This window comes from Kocuria oxytropis (genome assembly GCF_040981195.1).
GTDB classification, from domain to species: Bacteria; Actinomycetota; Actinomycetes; order Actinomycetales; family Micrococcaceae; genus Kocuria; species Kocuria oxytropis.
Window position 1 is genome coordinate 123,230 of sequence record NZ_JAVFXA010000002.1, and the last position, 22,047, is coordinate 145,276.

The window sequence follows — 22,047 nt, forward strand, 5'->3', positions numbered from 1 at the left end:
GTCACTGTCTCCCGGACCGGGCCCCCGGCGCGCCCCGCGGCGGCCCGTGCACAGTCCACGGGGCCGGGCCGTGCACACGCCGCCGTCGCCGTGTCGCGGACCGCGCCCGCGACGTGTTCAATGGCCCCATGCCCGTCCCGTCACAGCCCGAGGTCGTCGTGCGCCGCTCCGCCCGCCGGCGCAAGACCGTGTCCGCCCACTGGAGCGAGGACACGGTGGTGCTCTCGGTGCCCCAGGCGGCCACCCGCCGGGAGATCGAGCACTGGACCCGGGAGCTGGTGCCCCGGGTCGTGGAGCGCCGCCGCCGCGAGGCCGCCCGGGGCGCCGAGCGGCGCTCCGACGACCGGCTCCTGCGGCGGGCCCAGGAGCTGTCGCGGCGCCACCTCGACGGCCGCGCCCGGCCCTCCGACGTGCGGTGGTCCGGCCGGCAGCAGAGCCGGTGGGGATCGGCGACCCCCGCCACCGGCGTCATCCGGATCTCGGCCCAGCTCCAGGACGCCCCGGACTGGGTGCTGGACTTCGTGCTGGTGCACGAGCTCGCGCACCTGCTCGAGGCCGACCACAGCCCCCGGTTCCGGGAGCTCGAGGCCCGGTACCCGCTCGCCGAGAGGGCCCGGGCCTTCCTGGACGGGGCCGCCTGGGCGCACCGGCACGCCGCCGGGGCGGATCAGCGGGAGCCGTCCCCGTCCTGCGGGTCGCCGTCCTCCGGTCGCCCGGGACCGCCGTCCCCCTCGTAGCCGCCGGAGAGCAGCCGCTGGAGCGCGGCGTCGACCTCGTCCTCGGAGGCCGTGAGCAGCCCGCGGCGCTCGGAGAAGCCGGCGGGGTCGTCCAGGTCCTCGTCGGTGGGCAGCAGCTCCGCGGCGTCCCACAGGCCGTCGCGGTCCTGCACCCCGCGGCGCTCGCCGACGTACTCCCAGAACTGTGCCGCCTCGCGCAGCCGGCGCGGGCGCAGCTCCAGGCCCACGAGGGAGCCGAACGCGTGCTCGGCGGGCCCGCCGGAGGCGCGGCGGCGGCGGACGGTCTCGGACAGGGCGTCCGCGGACGGCAGGTTCGCGGTCGAGGCCACGGTCACCACGTGCACCCAGCCCTCCACGAGGGCGAGCACCGTCTCGAGCCGCTTGAGCGTGGCCTGCTGGTCCGGCGTCTGCTGCGGGGCGAAGATCCCGGAGGACAGGGCCTCCTGCATGCTGGAGGGGTCCATCGGGTCGATGTCCCGGGCGGCCTCCTCGATGCGGGCCATGTCGATGTGGATCCCCGCGGAGAAGCGCTGGACGAGCTCCAGGACGTGCCGGCGCAGCCACGGGTTCGCCGCGAACAGGCGGACGTGGGCGGCCTCGCGCACGGCCACGTAGAGCATGATCTCCTGCGCCGGGATGTCCAGGCCCTCCCCGAACTCCCGGATGCTCGCGGGCAGCAGCCCGGAGCGGCCCTCCGCCAGGGGCAGGCCGATGTCGGTGGAGCACAGCACCTCGCGGGACAGCCCGCCGATGGCCTGGCCCAGCTGGATCCCGAACAGCATCCCGCCCGCGCCGGCGAGCATCCCGGAGGCCCCGCCCATCATGGCGGAGAGCTCGGGGGGCAGCTGCTGGGTGAGGGCGTCCGTGAGGGCCTTCGTCACGGACTCCGCGACCGGGCCCGTCATGTCCTTCCAGGTCTGCTGGGTGGCCTCGATCCACTCCGCGCGGGACCAGGCCTGCGGCAGGATCGCGGGCTGGCCGAACTCGGTGTGGTCGGCGAGCCACAGCTCGGCGAGGCGCATCGCGTCCTCCACCGCCCCGCGCTGGGCGGGGGTGACGGACGGGTCGCCGCCCTCGGCGGCGATCCTCCGGGCGTGGTCGTGGGCGAGCTTCCAGTTGACGGGCCCCTCGGAGGCCCCGGCGCCCATCATGGACTGGATCTGCTGGAACATCATCGACATCGCCTGCGGGTCCACCGGCATGCCCGCGCGCTGGAGGTCCTCGGGGCTCATCCCGCTCTGCCCCATGAGACGCTCGAGCATCTCCTGGAACGGGTCCTTCGGGTCGTCGCCGGAGCCGTCGCCGGGGGTGTTCCCGGGGCGGTCGTGGGGAGGCTGGGGAGTCATGGGTCCACCGTTCTTCGGTCGGGTCGGGGGATCGGGCGGCACGGGCGCCCGACGTCTCTGCGCCCAGCCTAGCGAGCACCGGACGGGGCCGACCATGAGCCAACTCCCAGTTCGCTGGAAGCTCAGGGCGGGTCCCGCGCGATAAGGTGGACCGTCCGGACCGGACAGCCCAGCCGCCGTCCGGTCCCACCGACGACGACGCCGAGGACCGCCCGTGACCGCATCCCCCCGCCAGCGCCGCGCCCTGCGCCGCCGCGGCCTCGAGTCCTGGGCGCTGCTGGGCTCCGCCGGGCTGCTGCTGGCCGGGTCGGTGCTGCCCGCCCCGTTCGTGATCGAGGCGCCCGGGCCCACGTTCAACACGGTGGGGGAGCACGACGGCCGGCAGCTCCTGGGGGTCTCCGGGGCCCCGACCTACCCGAGCGAGTCCGTCCTGGACCTGACCACCGTCTACGTCACCGGGGGGCCCGACAAGAACGTCACCGTCCTCACCGTCCTGGGGTCCTGGCTGGACCCCTCCGCCTCCGTGGTGCCGGCCGCCACCCTCTACCCCCGCGACGTCTCCGACGAGGAGGCCGCCCAGCACAGCATGATGGCCATGAGCACCTCGCAGGAGGACTCCATCGCGGCGGCGCTGACGCACCTGGACCAGGACTTCGGCACCCGGCTCTCGGTGCAGGGCACCGTGCCGGGCGGCCCCGCGGAGGGCGTGCTCGAGCAGGGCGACGTCCTGCGCGGCGTGGACGGGCGGCCCGTCTCCTCGCTGCCGTCCCTCAAGTCGGCCCTCGACGAGGCGGGGGAGCGGGGGGTCACCCTGCAGGTCGAGCGCGGCGGCACGTCGCGGGAGGTCGAGGTGGACACCGTGCGCGACGAGGAGTCGGGGCACTGGCAGCTCGGCGTGTACCTCCTGCCCGCCTACGAGTTCCCGATCGACGTGGCCTTCGAGCTCGACGAGGTCGGCGGGCCCAGCGCGGGACTGATGCTCGCCCTGGGGATCGTCGACGAGCTGACCCCGGGCTCGATCGCCGGGGACCGGCACGTGGCCGGGACCGGCACCATCACCCCGGACGGGGAGGTGGGGCCCATCGGCGGCATCCGGCAGAAGCTCGAGGGCGCCGCGGCGGCCGGCGCGGAGGTCTTCCTCGCCCCGGAGGACAACTGTGCCGAGGCGCAGGGCCACGTCCCCGACGGTCTGACCGTCGTGTCCGTGCGCACCCTCGACGACGCCGTGACCGCCGCCAGGGCCGTCGGGGACGGCGGGGACCTCTCGGCACTGCCGGCGTGCGCGGCACCATGACCGCCGCCGTGTGCACGATTGCACCCCCGAGAAGCCCGCGGGCAGAATGGGCGGGGTGCCCCGGCGCCCCTCCGGGGGTGCCCCTCCCCGCAGCATCCCGCACCCCACGAGTTCACGCACCACACCTGACGAACGACGCCGATTGCAGAGGTAACCAGTGACCGCCGGACCCACAGCCCCCCGACCACCGAGGCAGCAGCCCGCAGGACAGCGGCGGAAACGGGGTGCGCTGTGGCCGACGGTCGTGGTCGTCCTGGTCCTCGTGGCCGCCTTCGTGGGACTGACGCAGCTCTACACGGACGTCCTGTGGTACGACCAGCTGGGCTACCTCAGCGTGTTCGTCACGGAGAACGTGACGAAGATCGTGATCTTCACGGTGGCGGCCGTGCTCGTGGCGGCGCTGATGTTCGCCAGCCTCTTCCTGGCCTACCGGCACCGGCCGATCACGGCCGAGTCCATCGTGGACGACAACCTGCGCCGCTACCAGGAGGCCCTGGAGCCGGTCCGCAAGATCGTCATGGTGGTCGTCCCCGTGCTCTTCGGGCTCTTCGCGGCGAGCACGGCGATGACCCAGTGGGACACGGTGCTGCTGTTCCTCAACCAGGAGCCGTTCGGCCAGGAGGACCCGCAGTTCGGCCTGGACCTCGGCTTCTACGTCTTCACCCTCCCGTTCCTGCGCTTCCTCATCGGCTTCCTCGTCTCGGCGGTCCTGCTGGCCGGTGTGGCCGGGATCCTCATGCACTACGTCTACGGGGGCATCCGGATCACCGAGCGGGGGCTCAGCACCACCCGGGCCTCGCGCGTGCACCTGGGCGTGCTGGCGGCGCTGTTCCTGCTGCTGCAGGCCGCGAACTTCTGGCTGGACCGGTACTCCACGCTGCAGTCCTCCTCGGGGTCGTGGACGGGCGCCCTGTACACCGACGTCAACGCCGTGATCCCCACCAAGGCGATCCTCGCGGCGGCCGCGCTGATCGTGGCCATCCTGTTCGTCGTGGCGTCCTTCATCGGCCGCTGGCGGCTGCCGGTGATCGGCACCGCCATGCTGCTCGTGGTCGCGGTGGTGGCCGGCGGGATCTACCCCTGGATCGTGCAGCGGTTCCAGGTCACGCCCACGGAGCAGGCCCTGGAGAACCAGTACATCCAGCGCAACATCGACCTCACGCGCTCGGCCTACGGGCTGGACGCCGCCGAGGTGATGCCGTACGACGCCACCACGGAGACCGAGCAGGGAGCCCTGCGCCAGGACACCGAGACGACGTCGAACATCCGCCTGCTGGACCCCAACGTGGTCTCCGCGGCGTTCTCCCAGCTGCAGCAGTTCCGCCCGTACTACCAGTTCCCGGACACCCTCAACGTGGACCGCTACGAGATCGACGGCGAGGTCCAGGACACCGTCATCGCCACCCGTGAGCTGAACCCCGACCAGAACCAGGGCTGGTTCAACCAGCACGTGGTCTACACCCACGGCTACGGCGTGGTCGCCGCCTACGGCAACCGGGTGGAGGTCGACGGCAAGCCGCAGTTCATGCAGGCCGGGATCCCGTCCCGGGGCGTGATCTCGGACGACTACGAGCCGCGCATCTACTTCGGGGAGAACTCCCCGCTGTACTCGATCGTCGGCGGCGCCGAGGGCGACGAGCCGCTCGAGCTGGACCGTCCGCAGACGGCCGGTGACCAGGCGGGCGACGCCAAGACCACGTTCGCCGGCGAGGGTGGGCCCAGCATCGGCAACTTCTTCAACCGCCTGGCGTACTCGATCAAGTTCCAGTCCTCGGACATGCTCCTCTCGGACGCCGTGCGCCCGGAGTCGCAGATCCTCTACGACCGGGACCCGCGCGAGCGGATCGAGAAGGTCGCCCCGTACCTGACGGTCGACGGCGCCCCGTACCCGGCCATCATCGACGGCCAGGTCCAGTGGATCGTGGACGCCTACACCACCTCGGACGCCTACCCGTACTCCACGCCGTCGGTGCTGCAGGAGGCCACGCAGGACACGCAGACGGCCCAGGGCGCCGCCGCGACCCTGCCGCCGGAGCGCGTGAACTACATCCGCAACTCGGTCAAGGCCACGGTCAACGCCTACGACGGCACCGTGAACCTGTACGCGTGGGACGACCAGGACCCGGTGCTGAAGGCGTGGCAGAACGTCTTCCCGAACACGCTGAAGCCCTACTCCGAGATGTCCGCGGAGCTCATGGCGCACGTGCGGTACCCGCAGGACATGTTCAAGGTCCAGCGGGAGCTGCTCAACCGCTACCACGTCACCGACGCGAACAGCTTCTACGCGAACGACGACGTCTGGTCCGTGCCCAACGACCCCACGCAGGACACCGACGTGGCCCTGCCCCCGTACTACCTCTCGATGCGGATGCCCGGGGAGGACGAGGCCAACTTCTCCCTCACCACCTCCTTCATCCCGCAGCAGTCCGAGACGGGCAACACCCGCAACGTGATGTACGGGTACCTGTCCGCCAACTCGGACGCCGGGACCGGCGAGGACGGGGTCAAGAGCGACGAGTACGGCACCCTGCGCCTCCTCGAGCTGCCGCGGTCCTCCGTGGTGCCGGGTCCCGGTCAGGCGCAGAACCTGTTCAACTCGGACACGGACGTCTCGACGGAGCTGAACCTGCTGCGCCAGGGCGCCTCCGAGGTGATCAACGGCAACCTGCTCACGCTGCCCGCGGGCGGAGGCATGCTCTACGTCCAGCCCGTCTACGTCCAGTCCTCGGGCGACGCGGCCTACCCGACGCTGCGGCGAGTGCTCGTCGGCTTCGGCGAGGAGGTCGGCTTCGCCCCGACCCTGGAGGAGGCCCTCGACGAGGTCTTCCAGGGCGACTCCGGTGCGCAGACGTCCTCCGGCGCCGGCGTCGAGGACGCCGAGGCCGGCAGCCCGGACGGCGGCGGGGAAGGGGCCCCGGCCGGCGGCGGGAGCCTCGAGGACGCCCTGCGGGACGCCAACACGGCGATCCAGGAGTCCGAGACGGCCCTGCAGGAGGGCGACTGGACGTCGTACGGCGAGGCCCAGCAGCGGCTCCAGGACGCCATCGAGCGCGCGCTCGAGGCGGACGGCGTCATCGCCCCCGAGGCCGAGGGCGCCCTGGCCCCCGAGGAGCCGGCGGAGCAGCCCGCCGGGTAGCCGATTTGCGGGTCCACCCCGCGGCACGTATAGTCGTACATGTCGCCGCGGGGTGGAGCAGTTCGGTAGCTCGCTGGGCTCATAACCCAGAGGTCGCAAGTTCAAATCTTGCCCCCGCAACCACGGAAGGCCCCCGGACCGTCACGGTCCGGGGGCCTTCGTCGTACCCGGAGGACCCGAGCGCGGGAGAGCCCCCACGGCCGTGGCCGTGGGGGCTCTCCCGCGCCCGGGGAGGGGCAGTCAGACCTCTTCGGAGGAGACGATCCGCTCGGCGCTGCGGGACTTCAGGGCCGCGAGCCGCGCCTCGATCTCGCTCTGCTGGCCGAGGGCCTCGAGGGACTCGAACTGGGCGTCCAGGGAGGACGCGGCGAGCTCCTGCTGGCCGAGCACGCGGGCCTCCTCGCGGCGGATCTTGTCCTCGAACCGCGACACCTCGCTCGTGGGGTCGAGCACGTCGAAGGCCTTCAGCGCGTCCTGGACCTGCGACTGCGCCTGGACCGTCTTCTGCCGGGCGTTGAGCTCGTCGCGCTTGCTGGAGAGCTCCTGGAGCTTGCCCCGCATCCGGTTCAGCCCGTCCTTGAGCTTGTCCACGACCTCGGTCTGGGACTGGATCTGCGGCTCGGCGCCGCGGGCCTCCGTCTCGTACTGGATCTGGCGCTGGAGGGCGACCTTGGCGAGGTCGTCGAACCGCTGGGCCTCGGTGGCCCTGCCGGCCCCGCGGAACTCCTCCGCCCTGTTGGACGCGGCCAGCGCCTTGTTGCCCCACTCCTGGGCCTCGCGCACGTCCTCGGCGTGGTCCTGCTCGAGCAGGCGGAGACTGCCGATGGTCTGGGCGACGGCGGCCTCGGCCTCCCGGATGTTCTCGGTGTAGTCGCGCACCATCTGGTCCAGCATGAGCTGCGGGTCCTCGGCGGCGTCGATCATGGCGTTGATGTTGGCCTTCGCGAGCTGGGCGATGCGGCCGAAGATGGACTGCTTGATCATGGTTCCTTCTCTCCTCTGGTGCGTCCCGGGAGGGCCTCCCGGGACCGTGGGACGGACGTGGGGCCGGGGCGGGCGGTCCGGCCGGGCGGGTGCGCGGGCCCGGTGCCCCGGCACCGGGCGCCCGGCGGGCGGGCTCAGAAGCTGCCTCCGATGCCGCCGCCGAAGCCGCCACCGCCGCCGAATCCGCCGCCGAAGCTGCCGCCGAAGCCGCCCCCGCCGAAGCCGCCACCGCTGTTGAGGATCGAGCCGAGCAGGATCCCGCCGAGCATCGCGCCCCCGAGTCCGTTGTCGGAGCGGCCGCGGTGGCCGAACGGGCCCGAGGGCCCGCCGAAGCCGCCGGGGGAGAAGGACTCGACGTCCCGCTGCGCGATGTACTGGGCCTCGCCGGCGAGCCGGACGGCCTCGTTGGCGCTGGTGAGCGCCTCGGAGGGGTTCGACCTCCGGGCCTGCTGGGCGGCCTCGAGATGGCGCTCGGCCTCCGCGAGCCGGGTGCGCGCCTCGGGGCCGACACCGCCGCGGCGGGCCCAGATGTACTCGCTCGCCGAGCTCAGCTGGGCCTGCGCGGAGACGAGGGTGTGCGCCAGGGTCTCCCGCGCGGAGCGGTCGCGGTCGTTCTGGGAGCGCACCGAGGCGAGCCCCTTGTCGAGCTCGTCCTTGGCCACCGCCAGCCGCCGGCTCAGGCCGAGCGGGTCGATCCGGCCCGCTCCCATCTGCTCCTCGACGGTCCGCAGGACGGCGGCGACGCCGGCGACCGCTCCCGCGAGCTCCGGGTTGGAGCCCCGGCGGACGAGGGCGTCCGCCTCGGCGACGTCCCGCTGGGCGATGGTCACGGCGTCCCTCAGGGACTCCTCCGCGTGGGCGAGCTCGGTGGCCGCGTGCTCCACGGCGTCGAGCAGGCCGCCGGCCTGTCCCACGCCCTCCTCCGCGGCGCGGACGTCCAGCACGGCCTCGCTCGTGCGCCCCGCCGCCAGTTCGGTGCGGGCCTCCGCCACGGCGGTGTCCGCGAACTCGAGCCGGTCCCGGGCCTGGCCGATGTTGTCCTTGACGGGCGCGAGGGCGGTGTCGTCGTAGCGGACGGTCAGCTCCCGGAGCCGGTCCTCGGCCGCGGCGAAGCGGGGGCGCACGGCCTCGGCGTGGCGCCGGACGTCCTCGAGGGCCTCAGGAGCCCGGGACTCCAGCCGGCGCAGCGCGCTGAACGCCTCCTGGTGCTCCCGGAGCGGACGCTGGGCGTCCTGGGAGCGGGCGATGATCTCGCCGAGCCAGGCCCGCTGCTGCTCCTCGGTGTCGGGGATGTGGTCCTCGAGCTGCTGCTGGAGGGCGAACGAGGCCTGCATGTGCTTCTTGGCGTCCTGCACGGCGCGGCGGAACGGCTCGACCTCCGCGTCGCCGTACTGCAGCTGCGCGAAGGCCAGCTCCTGCTCGGAGTGCTGGATGGCGTTGTCGGTGGCCACGAGCAGCTCACCGGCCCGCTTGCGCAGCTCCGGCACGGGGACGTCCGGGACGCGGCTCCCGGCACCCCGCGGACCGTCCCGGTCGCCGGTCCCGCCGGACGGGGCGTCCCCGCGCTGCCGGCGCTTCTTGTTGCGGGCGGCCCAGCCGTAGACCGCCAGCCCGCCGAGCCCGAGGGCCCCGAGGCCGAGCAGGCCGAACCCCGCGCCGCCCCCGTCGGAGCTGTCCCCGTCCCCGGCGGGGGCGCCGGAGAGCTCCGCCTCGATGCCCTCGACCGCGCCCTCGACCGCGCCGTCCCAGTCGTCGGCCGCGAGCGCCGGGGTGATGTACCGGCGGTTGATGCGCTCCTGCTGCTCGGTGCTCAGGGGGCCGGCCGAGTTCGCGGAGAACCGCTGCTGCCGGTCCTCGGTCGCGACCACCAGCACCGCGTCGGAGCTGCCGAGGTCGTTGACCGCGGCGAACTCCTGCAGCCAGGCGTCGGGATCCGCGGGGTCGGTGAAGGAGTCCACGAAGACGGCGGTCAGCGTGATGCCCTCCTGGGTGGCGAGCTCGCGCACGTCGGCGGCCAGCGCCGCGGGGTCGTCCAGGACCCCCGCCTCGTCGACGATCCGTTCGCCCGGGGGGACGTCCACGGGCGGCTGGGCGGCAGCGGCACCGGCGGGCAGGAACAGGGTGAGCGTCAGGCCGCAGCCGGCGACGGTCCTGCGGGCAATGGGGCGCCAGTGCATGATCTCCCTCACGTGGTCGGTGCTCCCGATTCTAGGGCGGGGGTTCCGCGGCGGGACGACCGCCGCGGTCCCTACGCGCAGGGCGAACCCCCGGGACGGTCCGTGACGCGCCGGACGTCCGGCGGACCCCCGGCGTCTGTCCGGTCGACGTCCGGGGCGCGGCCAGGTTTCTCAGCGTCGTCTCAGTGCGGACGGGGATACTGGGCGTCAGAGCCGCCCGCGCCGTCCCGGCCGCACCGGGATCCGCCGGGCCCGTCCGTCCCCAGGAGGAGACCCCCATGTCCGATTCCCGCGACCCCCGATCCGGCGCCGACCCGCAGCTCACCCAGCCTCTCCCGCCGGTCGGCGGGCGTCCCGTCCACGACCCGTGGGCGCCGGCCGCCGGACGGGACGCGCCCACGGGGGCCTGGCACGGCGGCGACCGGGGCCCCGGCTCCGGGGCGTGGCAGGGCGCCGGGGAGCCCGCTCCGGGCGGGCCGTGGAGCGGGGCCCCGGCGGGTCCCCGGCAGCGGCGCCGCTTCTCCGGGGGCTCGCTCGTGACGGGCATGGTCCTGGCCGGACTCATCGGGGCGGGGGCGGCCGTGGGCACGGACGCCCTGCTGGACGGCGGCGGCACGGCCCCGGCGGCGGGCGGGTCCACGACCAGCTCGATCATCGTCAACGATCAGGACGAGGTGAACGCGGTCACCGCGGCGGCCGTGAAGGCGTCCCCGTCCGTGGTGACGATCTCCGCGTCCGGCGGCGGCCAGAACGGCTCCGGCTCCGGGGTGATCATCGATGACGAGGGGCACATCCTGACCAACACGCACGTCGTGACCCTCGACGGCACCACGAGCAGCCCGACCCTCGAGGTGCAGCTCGACGACGGCCGGGTGCTGCCGGCCGAGGTCGTCGGCACGGACCCGCTGTCCGACCTCGCGGTGCTGAAGGTCGACGCCCCGGGCCTGACCCCGGCGACGCTCGGCTCGCTGGACGACGTGAACGTGGGGGACACGGCCATCGCCATCGGCGCGCCGCTGGGCCTGGCCGGCACGGTGACCGACGGGATCGTCTCCACCCTCAACCGGACCATCACCGTGGCCTCCTCCGCCGCCCCGAGCACGCCGTCCGAGGGGGAGAGCGACCAGCGCGGCGACGGCAGCGACTTCTTCTTCAACTTCCCCGACGAGGACGGCGGCTCCGGCGGCCGCTCGCAGGCGTCCGCGCCGTCGGTGTTCCTCAACGTGATCCAGACCGACGCCGCCATCAACCCGGGCAACTCGGGCGGACCGCTGATCGGCACGGACGGCGAGGTGATCGGGATCAACGTGGCCATCGCCTCGGCCGGCTCCGGCGCCGAGGCCGGCAACATCGGCGTGGGCTTCTCGATCCCGGTCGACACCGCGAAGCGGGTGGCCCAGGAGATCATCGACAACGGCCGGGCCACGCACGGCTACCTCGGCACGAGCGTGAGCGCCGCGCCGGGCGCGGACGGCCGGAGCCAGGCCTTCTCCGACGGCGCCGCCGTGGAGCAGGTGGTGCCCGGTTCGCCGGCCGACGACGCGGGCCTGGAGGTGGACGACGTCATCACGGAGTTCAACGGCCACCGCATCCAGGACGCCGCCTCCCTGACGGCGGCGGTGCGGGAGCTGCCCGCCGGCGGCACCGGGACGATGACGGTCGTGCGCAACGGCCAGGAGCGCACCGTGGAGGTCACGGTGGGCGACGCCGACGAGCAGTAGCCGGTGAGCAGCAGCCGGTGAGCAGCAGCCGGCGACGGGCCGGGGAGCCCCGGCCGCGGCGCCCGCGCTCAGCCGGTGGCGCCCGCGAAGCCCAGCTGGCGCCACGCCTCGTACACGGCGATGGACGCCGAGTTCGCCAGGTTCAGCGACCGGCGCGCCGGCAGCATGGGGATGCGGACCCGCGCGGTGACGTGCGGGTCCGCCTTCACGGCGGCGGGCAGCCCCACCGACTCGGGGCCGAACAGCAGCACGTCGCCGGGGCGGTAGGCCACGTCCGTGTGCGCGAGCTCCCCGTCGGTGGTGAACGCCCACACCCGCTCGGGGGCCAGGGCGGTCCAGGCCGCGTCCAGGTCGGGGTGGACGGTCAGCACCGCGAGGTCGTGGTAGTCGAGGCCCGCCCGGCGCAGGTGGGCGTCGCCGAAGTCGAAGCCCAGCGGCTCCACGAGGTGCAGCTCGGCCCCGGTGACCGCGGCGAGACGGATGGCGTTGCCGGTGTTGCCCGGGATCTCGGGGGTGTGGAAGAGGATGCGGAGCATGCCCGCCAGTCTACGGAGGCCGGGCACGCGCCCGGGCCGGGCGCCTAGACTGGCGGGCGTGCCGCACGAGTCCGTCTACCTCGACCACGCCGCCACCGCGCCCCTGCGCCCGTCCGCGCTCGCCGCGGTGGCCGAGCAGCTCGCGCGCGGCGGCAACCCGTCCTCCCTGCACCGCACCGGGCGCGCGGCGCGCGCCGTCGTGGAGCAGGCCCGCGACGAGGTCGCGGCCGCGCTGGGCGCGGACCCCGTCGAGGTGGTGTTCACCTCCGGGGGCACCGAGGCCGACAACCTGGCCGTGCAGGGCCTGTACCGGCACCGGCGCGCGCAGGACCCCCGCCGCCGGCGCGTCCTCGCGTCCTCGGTGGAGCACGCCGCCGTGGCCGAGACCGTCGAGTGGCTGGCCGCCCACGAGGGCGCCGAGGCCGTCTGGCTGCCCGTCGACGGGACCGGCCGGGTGGACCCGGCCGCCGTGCGCGAGGAACTGGAGCGCGAGCCCGGGGCCACCGCGCTGCTGACCGTCATGTGGGCGAACAACGAGGTGGGCGCCGTCCAGCCCGTCGCGGAGCTCGCCGCGCTCGCGGAGGAGTTCAAGGTCCCCTTCCACTGCGACGCCGTGCAGGCCTTCGGCTCCCTGCCCGTCGACGCCCACCTGCCCGGGCTGACCACCCTGGCCGTCTCGGCCCACAAGCTGGGCGGCCCCGTGGGCGCCGGGGCCCTCGTGGCCGGGCGCACCGTGGGGCTGGCGCCCGTCCAGCACGGCGGCGGCCAGGAGCGCACGGTGCGCTCGGGCACCCTCGACGCCGCCGCGCTCGCGGGGTTCGGCGCGGCGGCGCGGGAGGCCGCCGCGGAGCGGGAGACGGAGGCGGAGCGCCTCGCCGGGCTGCGGGACCGGCTGGTGGACGGGGTGCGCCGGGTCGTGCCCGACGCCGTCCTGCGGGGGCCCGAGGACCGGGAGCACACCGGCACGCGGCTGCCCGGCAACGCCCACTTCACGTTCCCCGGGTGCGAGGGGGACTCCCTGCTGTTCCTGCTGGACGGCGCCGGGATCGCCTCCTCCACCGGGTCGGCCTGCCACGCGGGCGTGCCCCGTGCGTCCTCCGTGCTGCTGGCCATGGGCCTGGACGAGGCCACCGCCCGCGGCGCGCAGCGCTTCACCCTGGGCCGCACCAGCACCGCCGACGACGTCGACGCCCTGCTCGCCGCGCTGCCCGAGGTCCACCGGCGGGCGCTGCGCGCCGGGCTCTCGGGCGCGGCGCCGGCCGGGCACCGGGCCGGCGGGGAATACCGTCCCGCCGCGCCCCGTTGAGGACACGGACCACCACCCCCGACCCCTGGAGACGATCTCACCGTGCGAGTACTGGCAGCCATGAGCGGCGGCGTCGACTCGGCCGTGGCGGCGGCCCGCGCCGTCGACGCCGGCCACGAGGTGACGGGCGTGCACCTGGCGCTCTCGCGCTCGCCCGGCACCCTGCGCACCGGCTCCCGCGGCTGCTGCACGATCGAGGACTCCCGGGACGCGTGGCGCGCCGCCGACGTCCTGGGCATCCCGTACTACGTGTGGGACTTCTCCGAGCGGTTCCAGGCCGACGTCGTGGACGACTTCGTGGCGGAGTACGCGGCCGGGCGCACGCCCAACCCGTGCCTGCGCTGCAACGAGAAGATCAAGTTCGCCGCCCTCCTCGACAAGGCCCTCGCCCTCGGCTTCGACGCCGTGTGCACCGGCCACTACGCCGAGGTCCTCGAGCTCCCCGACGGCCGGCGTGAGCTGCACCGGGCGGCGGACTGGGCCAAGGACCAGTCCTACGTCCTGGGCGTGCTCACGGCCGAGCAGCTCGAGCACGTGCTGCTCCCGCTGGCCCGGACCCCCTCCAAGGCCGAGGTCCGGGCCGAGGCGGCCCGCCGCGGACTGTCCGTGGCGAGCAAGCCCGACTCCCACGACATCTGCTTCATCCCCGACGGCGACACCCGCGGCTGGCTCGCGGAGCGCATCGAGATGACCGAGGGACAGATCAAGGACGTGGACGGACGCGTGGTCGGCACCCACCCCGGCGCCAACGCCTTCACCGTGGGCCAGCGCAAGGGCCTGCGGATCGGCACCCCGGCCCCCGACGGCAAGCCGCGCTTCGTGCTGGAGATCCGGCCGCGGACCAACGAGGTGGTGGTGGGCCCGGAGGCCATGCTGGCGGTCGACGAGCTGCGCGGGATCCGCCCCTCCTGGGCGGGGGAGCCCGTGCCCGAGGCGGCGCCGCTGCTGCGTCCCGGCGCCGAGGCCGGGACGGTGTCCGCCGGCTTCCCCGTCCTCGCCCAGGTCCGGGCGCACGGGGACCCCGTCCCGGCCCGGGCCCGCCTCGAGCTCGTCGAGGGGCCCGGCGGGGACCCGGTGCCCGAGCTCGTGGTCCGCCTCGAGGAGCCGATGCGCGGCGTGGCCCCCGGCCAGTCCGTCGTGCTCTACCAGGGCACCCGGGTCCTCGGGCAGGCCACGGTGGACCGCGCCCACTCGCTGGCCCGTCCCGACCTGGCCGGCCGCTCCGGGCCCGCCCGATAGACTGGCCGGCATGAGCGCACCGCACCCCCACGCCTCCGCCGACGTCCGGGCCCACCAGGACTTCGACGCCACCGCGTCCTCGCTCCAGGGCCGGGCGGACCCCCGCGTGCTCGACGAGCTGCAGTCCATCCGCGGCACCATCGACAACATCGACGCGGCCCTGGTGCACCTGCTCGCCGAGCGCTTCAAGGCCACCCAGCGCGTGGGCGTCCTCAAGGCCACCCACGGCCTGCCCGCCGGCGACCCGGACCGCGAGTCCGCCCAGATCGGCCGGCTCCGCGCGCTCGCGGCCTCCGCCCAGCTGGACCCCGAGTTCGCGGAGAAGTTCCTGAACTTCATCATCAGCGAGGTCATCCGCCACCACGTGGCCCTCTCCGAGGACCACCGGCGGACGGACGACGACCGCTCGTGACGCGCCACGTCCCGGACCGCCCCCGGCGCGCCGACCCCGACGTCCCCGGCGTCGTGGGCACCGCCCTCGGCACGATGCCCGGCACGGACGTCCTCGAGTCCGTCACGCTGCTGCGGGGCGAGCTCGGCGCCCCCCACATCTCCTTCCTGCCCGCCCTGCCCGCCCGCGGCGCGGCCGCCCAGCCCCTGGCCCGCACGGCCGCGGTGCTCGACGAGCTGCACGCGGACCAGCAGCCGCACGGGCTGCGCGTGTCCGGGGTCCCCGGCAAGGACTCCCGCGCCGCCCGGGCGCTGCTGGCCGGTGACGTCAACGTCCTGGCCGACGTGATCGGCGCCGAGAGCGGACCGGACGACGCGCCGGTCAAGACCCAGCTGGTCGGTCCGCTCAGCCTGGCGGCGGGGCTCCACCTGCACGCCGGGGAGCGGGCGCTCAAGGACCACGGCGCCCGCCGCGACATCGCCGACTCCCTGGCCTCGGGGATCCGCGAGCACGTCCGGGCGGTGCGCGCCGCGGCGCCCGGACGGGACGTGCTCGTCCAGCTGGACGAGCCCGAGCTCGCCCGGGTGCTCGCCGGCGCCCTGCCCACGATGAGCGGCTACCGGACGCTGCGGGCGGTCCCGGCGGCGGAGGTCCGCAGGTCGCTCAGCACCGTGGCCGCGGCCTGCCGCGAGGCCGGTGCCGCCGGGGTGGTCCTGAGCCTGCCCCCCGGGGTCGACCCCCGGCTCGCGCGGGAGGCCGGTGCGGACGCCGTGCAGGTGCCGGCGCCCGCCGGTTCGGCGCACGAGTGGGAGCCCCTCGCCGCGCTCGTCGAGGAGGGCCTCCAGCTGTGGCTGGGCCTCGTCCCCGTGCCGGCCGCCGCAGCGGCCGGGTCCCGTGCCCTCGCCGCGGGCGTGTGGTCCGTGTGGCGCGACCTCGGGCTGCCGGGCGCCGCCCTCGACGCGGTCAGGATCACCCCGCGCGAGGAGCTCGACGCCCTGGGCCCCGCCGAGCTGCGGGAGGTCCTCGAACGGGTCACCGGGACCGCCGCGGCGCTGGCCCGGACCGCCGCCGAGGACTGACCGGGCCCGCCCCGCGGACCGACACACTCCGCGCCGAGGTGCGGGCGGGGCCGCGATCGGCCACAATGCAGGTGGACCCCGCTCCACCACCACGCCCCGGACGCCCGGGGACACGGCGATCCCCGCCGCTGCGGGCCCGTCCCACACCACCGGAGAGGCGATGAACGCGCGAATACTGGTCGTCGACGACGACGCCGCCCTGTCGGAGATGATCGGGATCGTCCTGACCGCGGAGGGCTTCGAGCCCGTCTTCTGCTACGACGGCGCCACCGCCGTGGACACCTTCCGGGCCGTGCGCCCGGACCTGCTGCTGCTCGACCTCATGCTCCCGGGCAAGGACGGCATCCAGGTCTGCCGCGAGATCCGCACCATCTCCGACGTCCCGGTCGTCATGCTCACCGCCAAGTCGGACACCGTGGACGTGGTCCGTGGTCTCGAGGCCGGGGCCGACGACTACGTGCCCAAGCCGTTCAAGCCCGCCGAGCTCGTGGCCCGGGTCAAGGCCCGGCTGCGCCCCGTCGAGCGCGCCAACTCGCAGGAGCTGCGGATCGGCGACCTGACCATCGACGTGAGCGGGCACAGCGTGCACCGCGGGGACCACGAGATCTCCCTCACCCCCCTCGAGTTCGACCTGCTCACGGCCCTCGCCCGCGCACCCCACCAGGTGTTCTCCCGGGAGATGCTGCTCCGCGACGTCTGGGGATACCAGCACGCCGCCGACACCCGGCTCGTCAACGTCCATGTGCAGCGGCTGCGCGCCAAGATCGAGCGGGACCCGGAGAGCCCCGAGATCGTGGTCACCGTGCGCGGCGTCGGCTACAAGGCGGGCACGTCCGCCCGATGACCGTGCCGGACGCCGCCGCCTCCCCCCGGCGCAGCGGGTCGGCCCGCGCCACGGCCCGCCGGCTGCGGCTGGGCCGGCTCCTCCTGGCCCGCCGCTGGCGGCAGTCCCTGCAGTTCCGGGCGATCGCCGTGTCCCTGTCCCTCACCGCGCTCGCCTTCTTCGTCACGGGCAGCTTCCTCTCGCACCAGATCGCGGACCGGCTGTTCACCGAACGGCTGGACCAGGTCCTCGCCTCCGCCACCGCCGACTTCGAGCAGGTGCAGGACAGCTTCGACGCCTCGGACGCCTCCGACCGCGACGAGCTGCAGGCGCTCGTCGCCTCCACCCTCGGCTCCCTCTCGGTCGACGGCGCGGAGACGGAGCGCTGGATCCTGCTCCCGATGGACTTCACCAGCGGGCAGACCCTCATCCCGGCGCAGAGCCAGAGCCCGTGGATGACCTCGAGCACCGTGCCCCCCGAGCTGCAGGAGCGGCTCGCCGAGCAGGACGGCGTGTTCTGGCAGCCGGCCTCGGTCCGGATGACGGAGGACGGGGAAGAGGCCCCCGTCATCGTCGTCGGCACGGTGGTGGACCTCTACCAGAACAGCCGCTACGGGCTCTACCTCGTCTACGACTTCTCCGAGCCGCAGCGCACCCTGGACGCCATGCACGCGGTGCTGCTGCTGTCGGTGGTCGTGCTGCTCCTGCTCGTGGGCGCCATCGTCTGGTACGTCACCCGTGAGGTCGTCCGACCCGTCTCCAGCACCGCGCGCGTGGCCGAGCAGCTCGCCGACGGCGACCTGGGGGTGCGGATGCCCGTCAGCGGCTCGCACGAGGTCGCCCGTCTCGCCCGCTCCTTCAACCGCATGGCGGACAGCCTGCAGGAGCAGATCACGCAGCTCGAGCAGCTGTCCTCGATGCAGCAGACCTTCGTCTCGGACGTCTCGCACGAGCTGCGCACCCCGCTGACCACGGTGCGGATGGCCGCCGAGGTGCTCTTCAACGCCCGCGAGGACTTCGACCCGGTCAACCGGCGCTCCGCCGAGCTGCTCCACCACCAGGTGGACCGCTTCGACGCCCTGCTGGCGGACCTGCTGGAGATCTCGCGCTTCGACGCCGGCGCCGCGCGGCTCGAGGTCGCCAACGTGGAGCTGTTCTCCGTGGTGAACGACGTGGTGGAGGCCGCCGCCCCGCTGGCCGTCTCCTCCGGCTCCACGGTGCGGGTCCGCTCGGAGCTGTCCCGCTGCACCGTCCAGGGGGACGCGCGGCGGATCGAGCGGATCCTGCGCAACCTCGTGGTCAACGCCCTCGAGCACGGGGAGGGCCGGCCCATCGACGTCGTCGTGGGGGCCTCGGACGTCGCCGCCGCGGTGGCGGTGCGCGACCACGGCATCGGGATGACCGAGGAGGAGGCAGCCAAGGCCTTCCACCGCTTCTGGCGCGCGGACCCCGCCCGCGCCCGCACCACCGGGGGCACGGGGCTCGGTCTCGCCATCGCCACGGAGGACACGCGGCTGCACGGCGGACGGCTCGAGGTCTGGGGCGCCCCCGGGGAGGGCGCGTGCTTCCGGCTCACCCTGCCCCGCACCCGCGCGCGGCGGCTGGTGCCCGACGACGAGAGCCCGCTCGCCCTGCCGCCCGACACCGGCGCCTATCCCGAGACGGCCGCGGTGACCAGGACGGGGTCCCTGGCCCTGGCCCCCGCGGCCCCGGCCGAGACCGCCCCGGCCCCGGCGCCCCCGGCCGAGCCGGCCACGGGCGAGCCGGCCCCGGCCGGAGCGGCGCAGCGGCCCCCCGACGTCGAGGAGGACCGGTCATGAGCAGCACCCGGCGGCTCACCCGCTCGGCCGCGCTCGCCGTGGCCGTGGCCGTGGCCCTGGGCGGCTGCGGCGCCATCCCCCGGTCGGGACCAGTGCACCGGCACGCCGAGCCGACCCGGACCGCGGCCCAGCCCACCTACGAGGCCGAGCCGGCCGGCCCCCGGGACGGAGCCACCCCGGAGCAGATCGTGCGGGGCTTCCTGGCGGCCGGCACGGGCGTGGCCGACGACTACTCCGTGGCCCGCGAGTACCTCACCCCGGAGCTCGCGGGCACCTGGCACCCGGACACGCGCACCATCGTGCACCGCGGCGACGCCACGCCCGTGCCCCGCCTCGAGGACAACGAGTACCGGGTGAACCTCGAGGTGGAGAGCATCGTGGACGGCTCCGGCGTGATCGAGCGCAAGCCGGCGGGGGCCACCGAGGTGCTGGACTTCGAGGTGGTCCAGGTGGACGGCCAGTGGCGGATCTCCGAGGCCCCGGACGCGACCGCGCTGACCCGGCCCGACTTCGAGGACATCTTCGAGCCCCACCACCTGTACTTCGCCGACGAGGACCTCTCCAACGTGGTGGTCGACCCCCGTTGGTTCCCGGACCGGGTGCCCGTGTCCACGTCGATCGTGCGCGCCCTGCTCGGTGGTCCCGCGCCCTACCTGCGCGGCGCGGTGACCTCGGCGTTCCCGCCGGGGACCACGCTCGCGCGATCCGCGGTGCCCGTGCGGGAGGGCACCGCCACGGTGGAGCTGAGCGTGCCCGACTTCGACCCCGCGAACATCGAGATCAACCGGCGGATGCACGACCAGCTCTCGCTGAGCCTCCGGTCGCTCACCGCGGTGAACGACGTGGAGCTGCTCGTCGACGGGGCGCCCGTGGAGCTGGGCGCGGGGTGGACGGACACCGCGCCCGTCCAGGACGTCACCGTCCCGTCCCGGCAGGTGGGCCTGCGCGACGGCGAGCTGGTGTTCTACCAGGGCGGGCAGACCGAGGCCGTGGACGGGCTCCCGCCGCTGGACGAGCACCCGCCCTCCCGGCCCGCCATGGACGCCGCCGCCGAGCACTTCGCGTTCGTGGACCGGGGCACCGGCTCCCTCGTGACCGTGGCCCGGGGCGAGGAGCCCGTCGAGCGCTTCAGCGGGACCGGGCTGAGCCGCCCGAGCTTCGACGAGCACGGCTGGGTGTGGGCCGGGGACTCCGCGGGGACCGTGCGGGCCGTGCGCACCGGTACCGAGGCGGAGGAGGCGCTGCGCGTGGAGGCCCCGTGGCTCACGGGGCGCACCGTGACCTCCCTGCGGATCTCCCGCGGTGGCACCCGGGCGCTGGTGGTCACCGAGGACGACGGGGTCTCCCAGATCTGGCTGGCCGGTGTGGTCCGCGAACCCGACGGGACACCTCGCCGGCTCAACGAGCCGTACCGGGTGGCCGCCGACGTCGAGGCGGACGTGGCCCTGTGGCTCAGCGACCGGGAGTTCGTCGCCGCCCCGCTCGGGGGCACGGGCTCCGTCCGGCCCCGGATCTACGACGTCTCCGGGCGCTTCCGGGAGCTGCCCGGCATCGTGGGCCTCACCGGGCTGAGCGGGGGCAACGGCACGTCCTCCGTCTTCGCCGTGGCCGGCGGCACCCTGCACATGCTCACGGGCAACGCCTGGGCGCCGCAGAGCAGGGGCGTGCTCGACACGGCGTTCGCCGGCTGAGCGGCCCCGGGCGGCGCTCCACAGCCCGCGGCCGTCCGGACGGGGAGAGGCCCCGGTCCGGGGCGCCGGGCACCGGCGAGGATGGGCGCATGCCCGTCACCCCGCGCACCGCCCGCGCCCTCGACCGGGCGGCCGCCCGGGTCCTGCGCCCCCTGGCCGAGGCCGCCGAGGTGCTCCTGCCCGTGGAGTGCGCCGTGTGCCGTGCCCCGGGGGCCGCGCTGTGCCGGGCCTGCCGCATGGTGCTGCGCCGGTCCTGCGCCCGGCCCTTCGAGGCCTCCTCGGCCGCGCCCATGCTCGAGCCGCCGCTGCCGGTCGTCGCCGCCGGGCGCTACGCCCACGGGCTCGCCGCGTGCCTGCTCGCGCTGAAGACCACCGGGCGCACCGACCTGGTGCCAGTGCTCGCCGCCTGCCTCGCCACGGCCCTGCACGCAGCGGCACGGGACTGGCCGCCGGGGCCCGTGCTGCTCGTCCCGGTCCCGAGCGCACCGGCCGCCCTGCGGCGGCGCTGGTTCGACCCCGTGCGCCTGCTGCTGGAGGACTGTGCCCGCCGCGGCGTGCTCCCCGCCGGCACGGTCGTGCACCGCGGGCTGCGGCACCGGGCCGGCGGGACTATGCGGCGCGGGCCGGCGCAGAAGCGACGGGGCACCGCGGGCCGGCGGGCCGGGCCCGCCGGGTCCCTGCGGGGCGCCGCGGTGACCGGCGCGCCGTGCGTCGTCGTCGACGACGTGCTGACCACGGGGGCGACCCTCGGGGAGGCGGCCCGTGCGCTGCGGGCCGGCGGGGCCGAGGTGGTCGGCGCGGTCGTGCTCGCGGCCGTGCGGCCGCCGGCCGTTCCGCTGACCGCTGATTCGCCCGCGGCCCGGTGGGGGCCTGGTGAATATCCCGTGTGATTCAACTAACGTTGAGCCACGGGACGCACCGATCCTCCCGGGTGGGCGGCCCCATCCGCCCACGTCACCCCCGAGATTTGGAGGGCATCATGGAACTGAACGTCATGGGGCGCAACGTCGCCGTACCGGAGCGGTTCAAGGAGTACGCCGCCGAGAAGGTCGTCAAGTTCGAGGAGCTGGGCGAGAAGGTCCAGCGCATTGATGTCAAGGTCACCAAGGACCACGCCCTGCCCGGCCACCAGGGCATGGGCGTGGAGATCACGGTCTCCGGCCGCGGCCCCGTCCTGCGGGCCGAGGCCCGGGGCGACGACAAGTTCGCCGCCTTCGACGAGGCCTACAGCAAGCTGCTGGAGCGCCTGCGCCGCGCGCGCGACCGCCGCAAGGTGCACCGCGGCGCCCACCGTCCCACGGCCGTGCACGAGGCCACCGGCACCCTGCCCGTGGTCCCGAGCTCCGGGCCCATCTACACCACCGCCGCCGAGCTCGCCACCGCCGAGCAGGAGGCGTTCGACCAGAGCGTGAGCCTCACCGACGCCGTCACGCCCGTCGAGATCCGGCGCAAGCGCTTCCCCGCCTCCGAGCTGAGCGTCGACGAGGCCGTCGACCACATGGAGCTGGTCGGCCACGACTTCTACCTCTTCGTCGACAAGGAGACGGGGGAGCCCTCCGCCGTCTACCGCCGCAAGGGCTGGAGCTACGGCGTGATCAGCCTCAGCGAGAACGGCGAGGAGTCCGAGGAGAGCGTCCGGGCGTACCAGACCGAGCCCGCCCGCTGACCGCGCCCCCGTGACGGCGGAGCGGCCCGGCCGGGTGCCGGCCGGGCCCCGCCCCGGACGAGCCCGGTGGTCACGGCCACCGGGCTCGTCCGCGCCCGGCG

Annotated in this window: 17 protein-coding genes and 1 tRNA gene; 14 read left to right on the forward strand and 4 right to left on the reverse strand. The window is 74.8% G+C overall.

The window, feature by feature from the left end; genetic code table 11:
* Nucleotides 1–128 precede the first annotated feature (128 nt).
* Nucleotides 129–737 carry a M48 metallopeptidase family protein gene (locus QYM41_RS02985; protein WP_368798248.1) on the forward strand — a complete coding sequence of 203 codons (609 nt, stop codon included), beginning with the start codon at nucleotides 129–131 and terminating at the stop codon, nucleotides 735–737.
* On the opposite strand, the gene QYM41_RS02990 is transcribed toward QYM41_RS02985, so the two are convergent.
* Nucleotides 668–2,083 (reverse strand): zinc-dependent metalloprotease, encoded by a 1,416-nt coding sequence (locus QYM41_RS02990; protein ID WP_368798249.1) that lies wholly within the window; start codon nucleotides 2,081–2,083, stop codon nucleotides 668–670. The genes QYM41_RS02985 and QYM41_RS02990 overlap by 70 nt on opposite strands.
* A 214-nt stretch (nucleotides 2,084–2,297) precedes the next feature.
* Between QYM41_RS02990 and QYM41_RS02995 the strand changes: the two genes are divergently transcribed.
* The 3 genes from QYM41_RS02995 to QYM41_RS03005 all read left to right on the forward strand — a co-directional run bounded on the left by QYM41_RS02995 (nucleotide 2,298) and on the right by QYM41_RS03005 (nucleotide 6,636).
* Nucleotides 2,298–3,377: a YlbL family protein gene (locus tag QYM41_RS02995; RefSeq protein WP_368798250.1), complete on the forward strand. Its 1,080-nt coding sequence runs from the start codon at nucleotides 2,298–2,300 to the stop codon at nucleotides 3,375–3,377.
* A 244-nt stretch (nucleotides 3,378–3,621) separates the two neighbouring features.
* Nucleotides 3,622–6,513, forward strand: a complete 2,892-nt coding sequence (locus QYM41_RS03000; protein WP_368798251.1) for a UPF0182 family membrane protein — start codon at nucleotides 3,622–3,624, stop codon at nucleotides 6,511–6,513.
* Nucleotides 6,514–6,559: 46 nt separating this feature from the next.
* A tRNA-Met gene (locus QYM41_RS03005) sits at nucleotides 6,560–6,636 on the forward strand.
* A gap of 117 nt (nucleotides 6,637–6,753) precedes the next feature.
* Here QYM41_RS03005 and QYM41_RS03010 read toward each other — a convergent pair.
* Nucleotides 6,754–7,497: a PspA/IM30 family protein gene (locus QYM41_RS03010; RefSeq protein WP_368798252.1), complete on the reverse strand. Its 744-nt coding sequence runs from the start codon at nucleotides 7,495–7,497 to the stop codon at nucleotides 6,754–6,756.
* Between the two features lie 134 nt (nucleotides 7,498–7,631).
* Nucleotides 7,632–9,674: a TPM domain-containing protein gene (locus tag QYM41_RS03015; RefSeq protein ID WP_368798253.1), complete on the reverse strand. Its 2,043-nt coding sequence runs from the start codon at nucleotides 9,672–9,674 to the stop codon at nucleotides 7,632–7,634.
* A gap of 278 nt (nucleotides 9,675–9,952) precedes the next feature.
* Here QYM41_RS03015 and QYM41_RS03020 point away from each other — a divergent pair, with 278 nt between their 5' ends.
* Nucleotides 9,953–11,395: a S1C family serine protease gene (locus QYM41_RS03020; RefSeq protein WP_368798254.1), complete on the forward strand. Its 1,443-nt coding sequence runs from the start codon at nucleotides 9,953–9,955 to the stop codon at nucleotides 11,393–11,395.
* 68 nt (nucleotides 11,396–11,463) lie between these two features.
* Here QYM41_RS03020 and QYM41_RS03025 read toward each other — a convergent pair whose 3' ends face one another.
* Nucleotides 11,464–11,931, reverse strand: coding sequence for a tRNA (cytidine(34)-2'-O)-methyltransferase (locus QYM41_RS03025; RefSeq protein WP_368798255.1), 468 nt, complete (start codon nucleotides 11,929–11,931; stop codon nucleotides 11,464–11,466).
* A gap of 58 nt (nucleotides 11,932–11,989) precedes the next feature.
* Between QYM41_RS03025 and QYM41_RS03030 the strand changes: the two genes are divergently transcribed.
* The 9 genes from QYM41_RS03030 to hpf all read left to right on the forward strand — a co-directional run bounded on the left by QYM41_RS03030 (nucleotide 11,990) and on the right by hpf (nucleotide 21,946).
* Nucleotides 11,990–13,237, forward strand: coding sequence for a cysteine desulfurase family protein (locus QYM41_RS03030; protein ID WP_368798256.1), 1,248 nt, complete (start codon nucleotides 11,990–11,992; stop codon nucleotides 13,235–13,237).
* Nucleotides 13,238–13,279: 42 nt separating this feature from the next.
* Nucleotides 13,280–14,476, forward strand: a complete 1,197-nt coding sequence (mnmA, locus tag QYM41_RS03035) for a tRNA 2-thiouridine(34) synthase MnmA (protein WP_368798257.1) — start codon at nucleotides 13,280–13,282, stop codon at nucleotides 14,474–14,476.
* A gap of 10 nt (nucleotides 14,477–14,486) precedes the next feature.
* On the forward strand, nucleotides 14,487–14,888 hold the full coding sequence (locus QYM41_RS03040) for a chorismate mutase (protein ID WP_368798258.1): 402 nt from the start codon (nucleotides 14,487–14,489) through the stop codon (nucleotides 14,886–14,888).
* Nucleotides 14,885–15,946, forward strand: coding sequence for a uroporphyrinogen decarboxylase/cobalamine-independent methonine synthase family protein (locus QYM41_RS03045; protein WP_368798259.1), 1,062 nt, complete (start codon nucleotides 14,885–14,887; stop codon nucleotides 15,944–15,946). Before QYM41_RS03040 ends, QYM41_RS03045 begins: the two co-directional genes overlap by 4 nt.
* 160 nt (nucleotides 15,947–16,106) lie before the next feature.
* Nucleotides 16,107–16,790 carry an MtrAB system response regulator MtrA gene (gene mtrA / locus QYM41_RS03050; protein ID WP_368798260.1) on the forward strand — a complete coding sequence of 228 codons (684 nt, stop codon included), beginning with the start codon at nucleotides 16,107–16,109 and terminating at the stop codon, nucleotides 16,788–16,790.
* A complete protein-coding gene (gene mtrB / locus QYM41_RS03055; RefSeq protein WP_368798261.1) occupies nucleotides 16,787–18,589 on the forward strand; it encodes an MtrAB system histidine kinase MtrB in 1,803 nt (600 codons plus the stop codon). Before mtrA ends, mtrB begins: the two co-directional genes overlap by 4 nt.
* Entirely contained in the window at nucleotides 18,586–20,280 is a 1,695-nt protein-coding gene (locus QYM41_RS03060) for an LpqB family beta-propeller domain-containing protein (RefSeq protein ID WP_368798262.1), read from the forward strand. Before mtrB ends, QYM41_RS03060 begins: the two co-directional genes overlap by 4 nt.
* A gap of 89 nt (nucleotides 20,281–20,369) precedes the next feature.
* The gene (locus QYM41_RS03065; RefSeq protein WP_368798263.1) at nucleotides 20,370–21,170 is read left to right on the forward strand and encodes a ComF family protein; all 801 of its coding nucleotides are present in this window, start codon (nucleotides 20,370–20,372) and stop codon (nucleotides 21,168–21,170) included.
* 89 nt (nucleotides 21,171–21,259) lie between these two features.
* Nucleotides 21,260–21,946 carry a ribosome hibernation-promoting factor, HPF/YfiA family gene (gene hpf, locus QYM41_RS03070; RefSeq protein WP_368798264.1) on the forward strand — a complete coding sequence of 229 codons (687 nt, stop codon included), beginning with the start codon at nucleotides 21,260–21,262 and terminating at the stop codon, nucleotides 21,944–21,946.
* Nucleotides 21,947–22,047 lie beyond the last annotated feature (101 nt).

Bases quoted from the DNA above. Each gene is read 5' to 3' on its own strand.
- QYM41_RS02985 (WP_368798248.1), top strand. From the start codon at position 129: ATGCCCGTCCCGTCACAGCCCGAGGTCGTCGTGCGCCGCTCCGCCCGC.
- QYM41_RS02990 (WP_368798249.1), bottom strand. From the start codon at position 2,083: ATGACTCCCCAGCCTCCCCACGACCGCCCCGGGAACACCCCCGGCGAC.
- QYM41_RS03010 (WP_368798252.1), bottom strand. From the start codon at position 7,497: ATGATCAAGCAGTCCATCTTCGGCCGCATCGCCCAGCTCGCGAAGGCC.
- QYM41_RS03015 (WP_368798253.1), bottom strand. From the start codon at position 9,674: ATGCACTGGCGCCCCATTGCCCGCAGGACCGTCGCCGGCTGCGGCCTG.
- QYM41_RS03020 (WP_368798254.1), top strand. From the start codon at position 9,953: ATGTCCGATTCCCGCGACCCCCGATCCGGCGCCGACCCGCAGCTCACC.
- QYM41_RS03025 (WP_368798255.1), bottom strand. From the start codon at position 11,931: ATGCTCCGCATCCTCTTCCACACCCCCGAGATCCCGGGCAACACCGGC.
- QYM41_RS03040 (WP_368798258.1), top strand. From the start codon at position 14,487: ATGAGCGCACCGCACCCCCACGCCTCCGCCGACGTCCGGGCCCACCAG.
- mtrA (WP_368798260.1), top strand. From the start codon at position 16,107: ATGAACGCGCGAATACTGGTCGTCGACGACGACGCCGCCCTGTCGGAG.
- mtrB (WP_368798261.1), top strand. From the start codon at position 16,787: ATGACCGTGCCGGACGCCGCCGCCTCCCCCCGGCGCAGCGGGTCGGCC.
- QYM41_RS03060 (WP_368798262.1), top strand. From the start codon at position 18,586: ATGAGCAGCACCCGGCGGCTCACCCGCTCGGCCGCGCTCGCCGTGGCC.
- QYM41_RS03065 (WP_368798263.1), top strand. From the start codon at position 20,370: ATGCCCGTCACCCCGCGCACCGCCCGCGCCCTCGACCGGGCGGCCGCC.
- hpf (WP_368798264.1), top strand. From the start codon at position 21,260: ATGGAACTGAACGTCATGGGGCGCAACGTCGCCGTACCGGAGCGGTTC.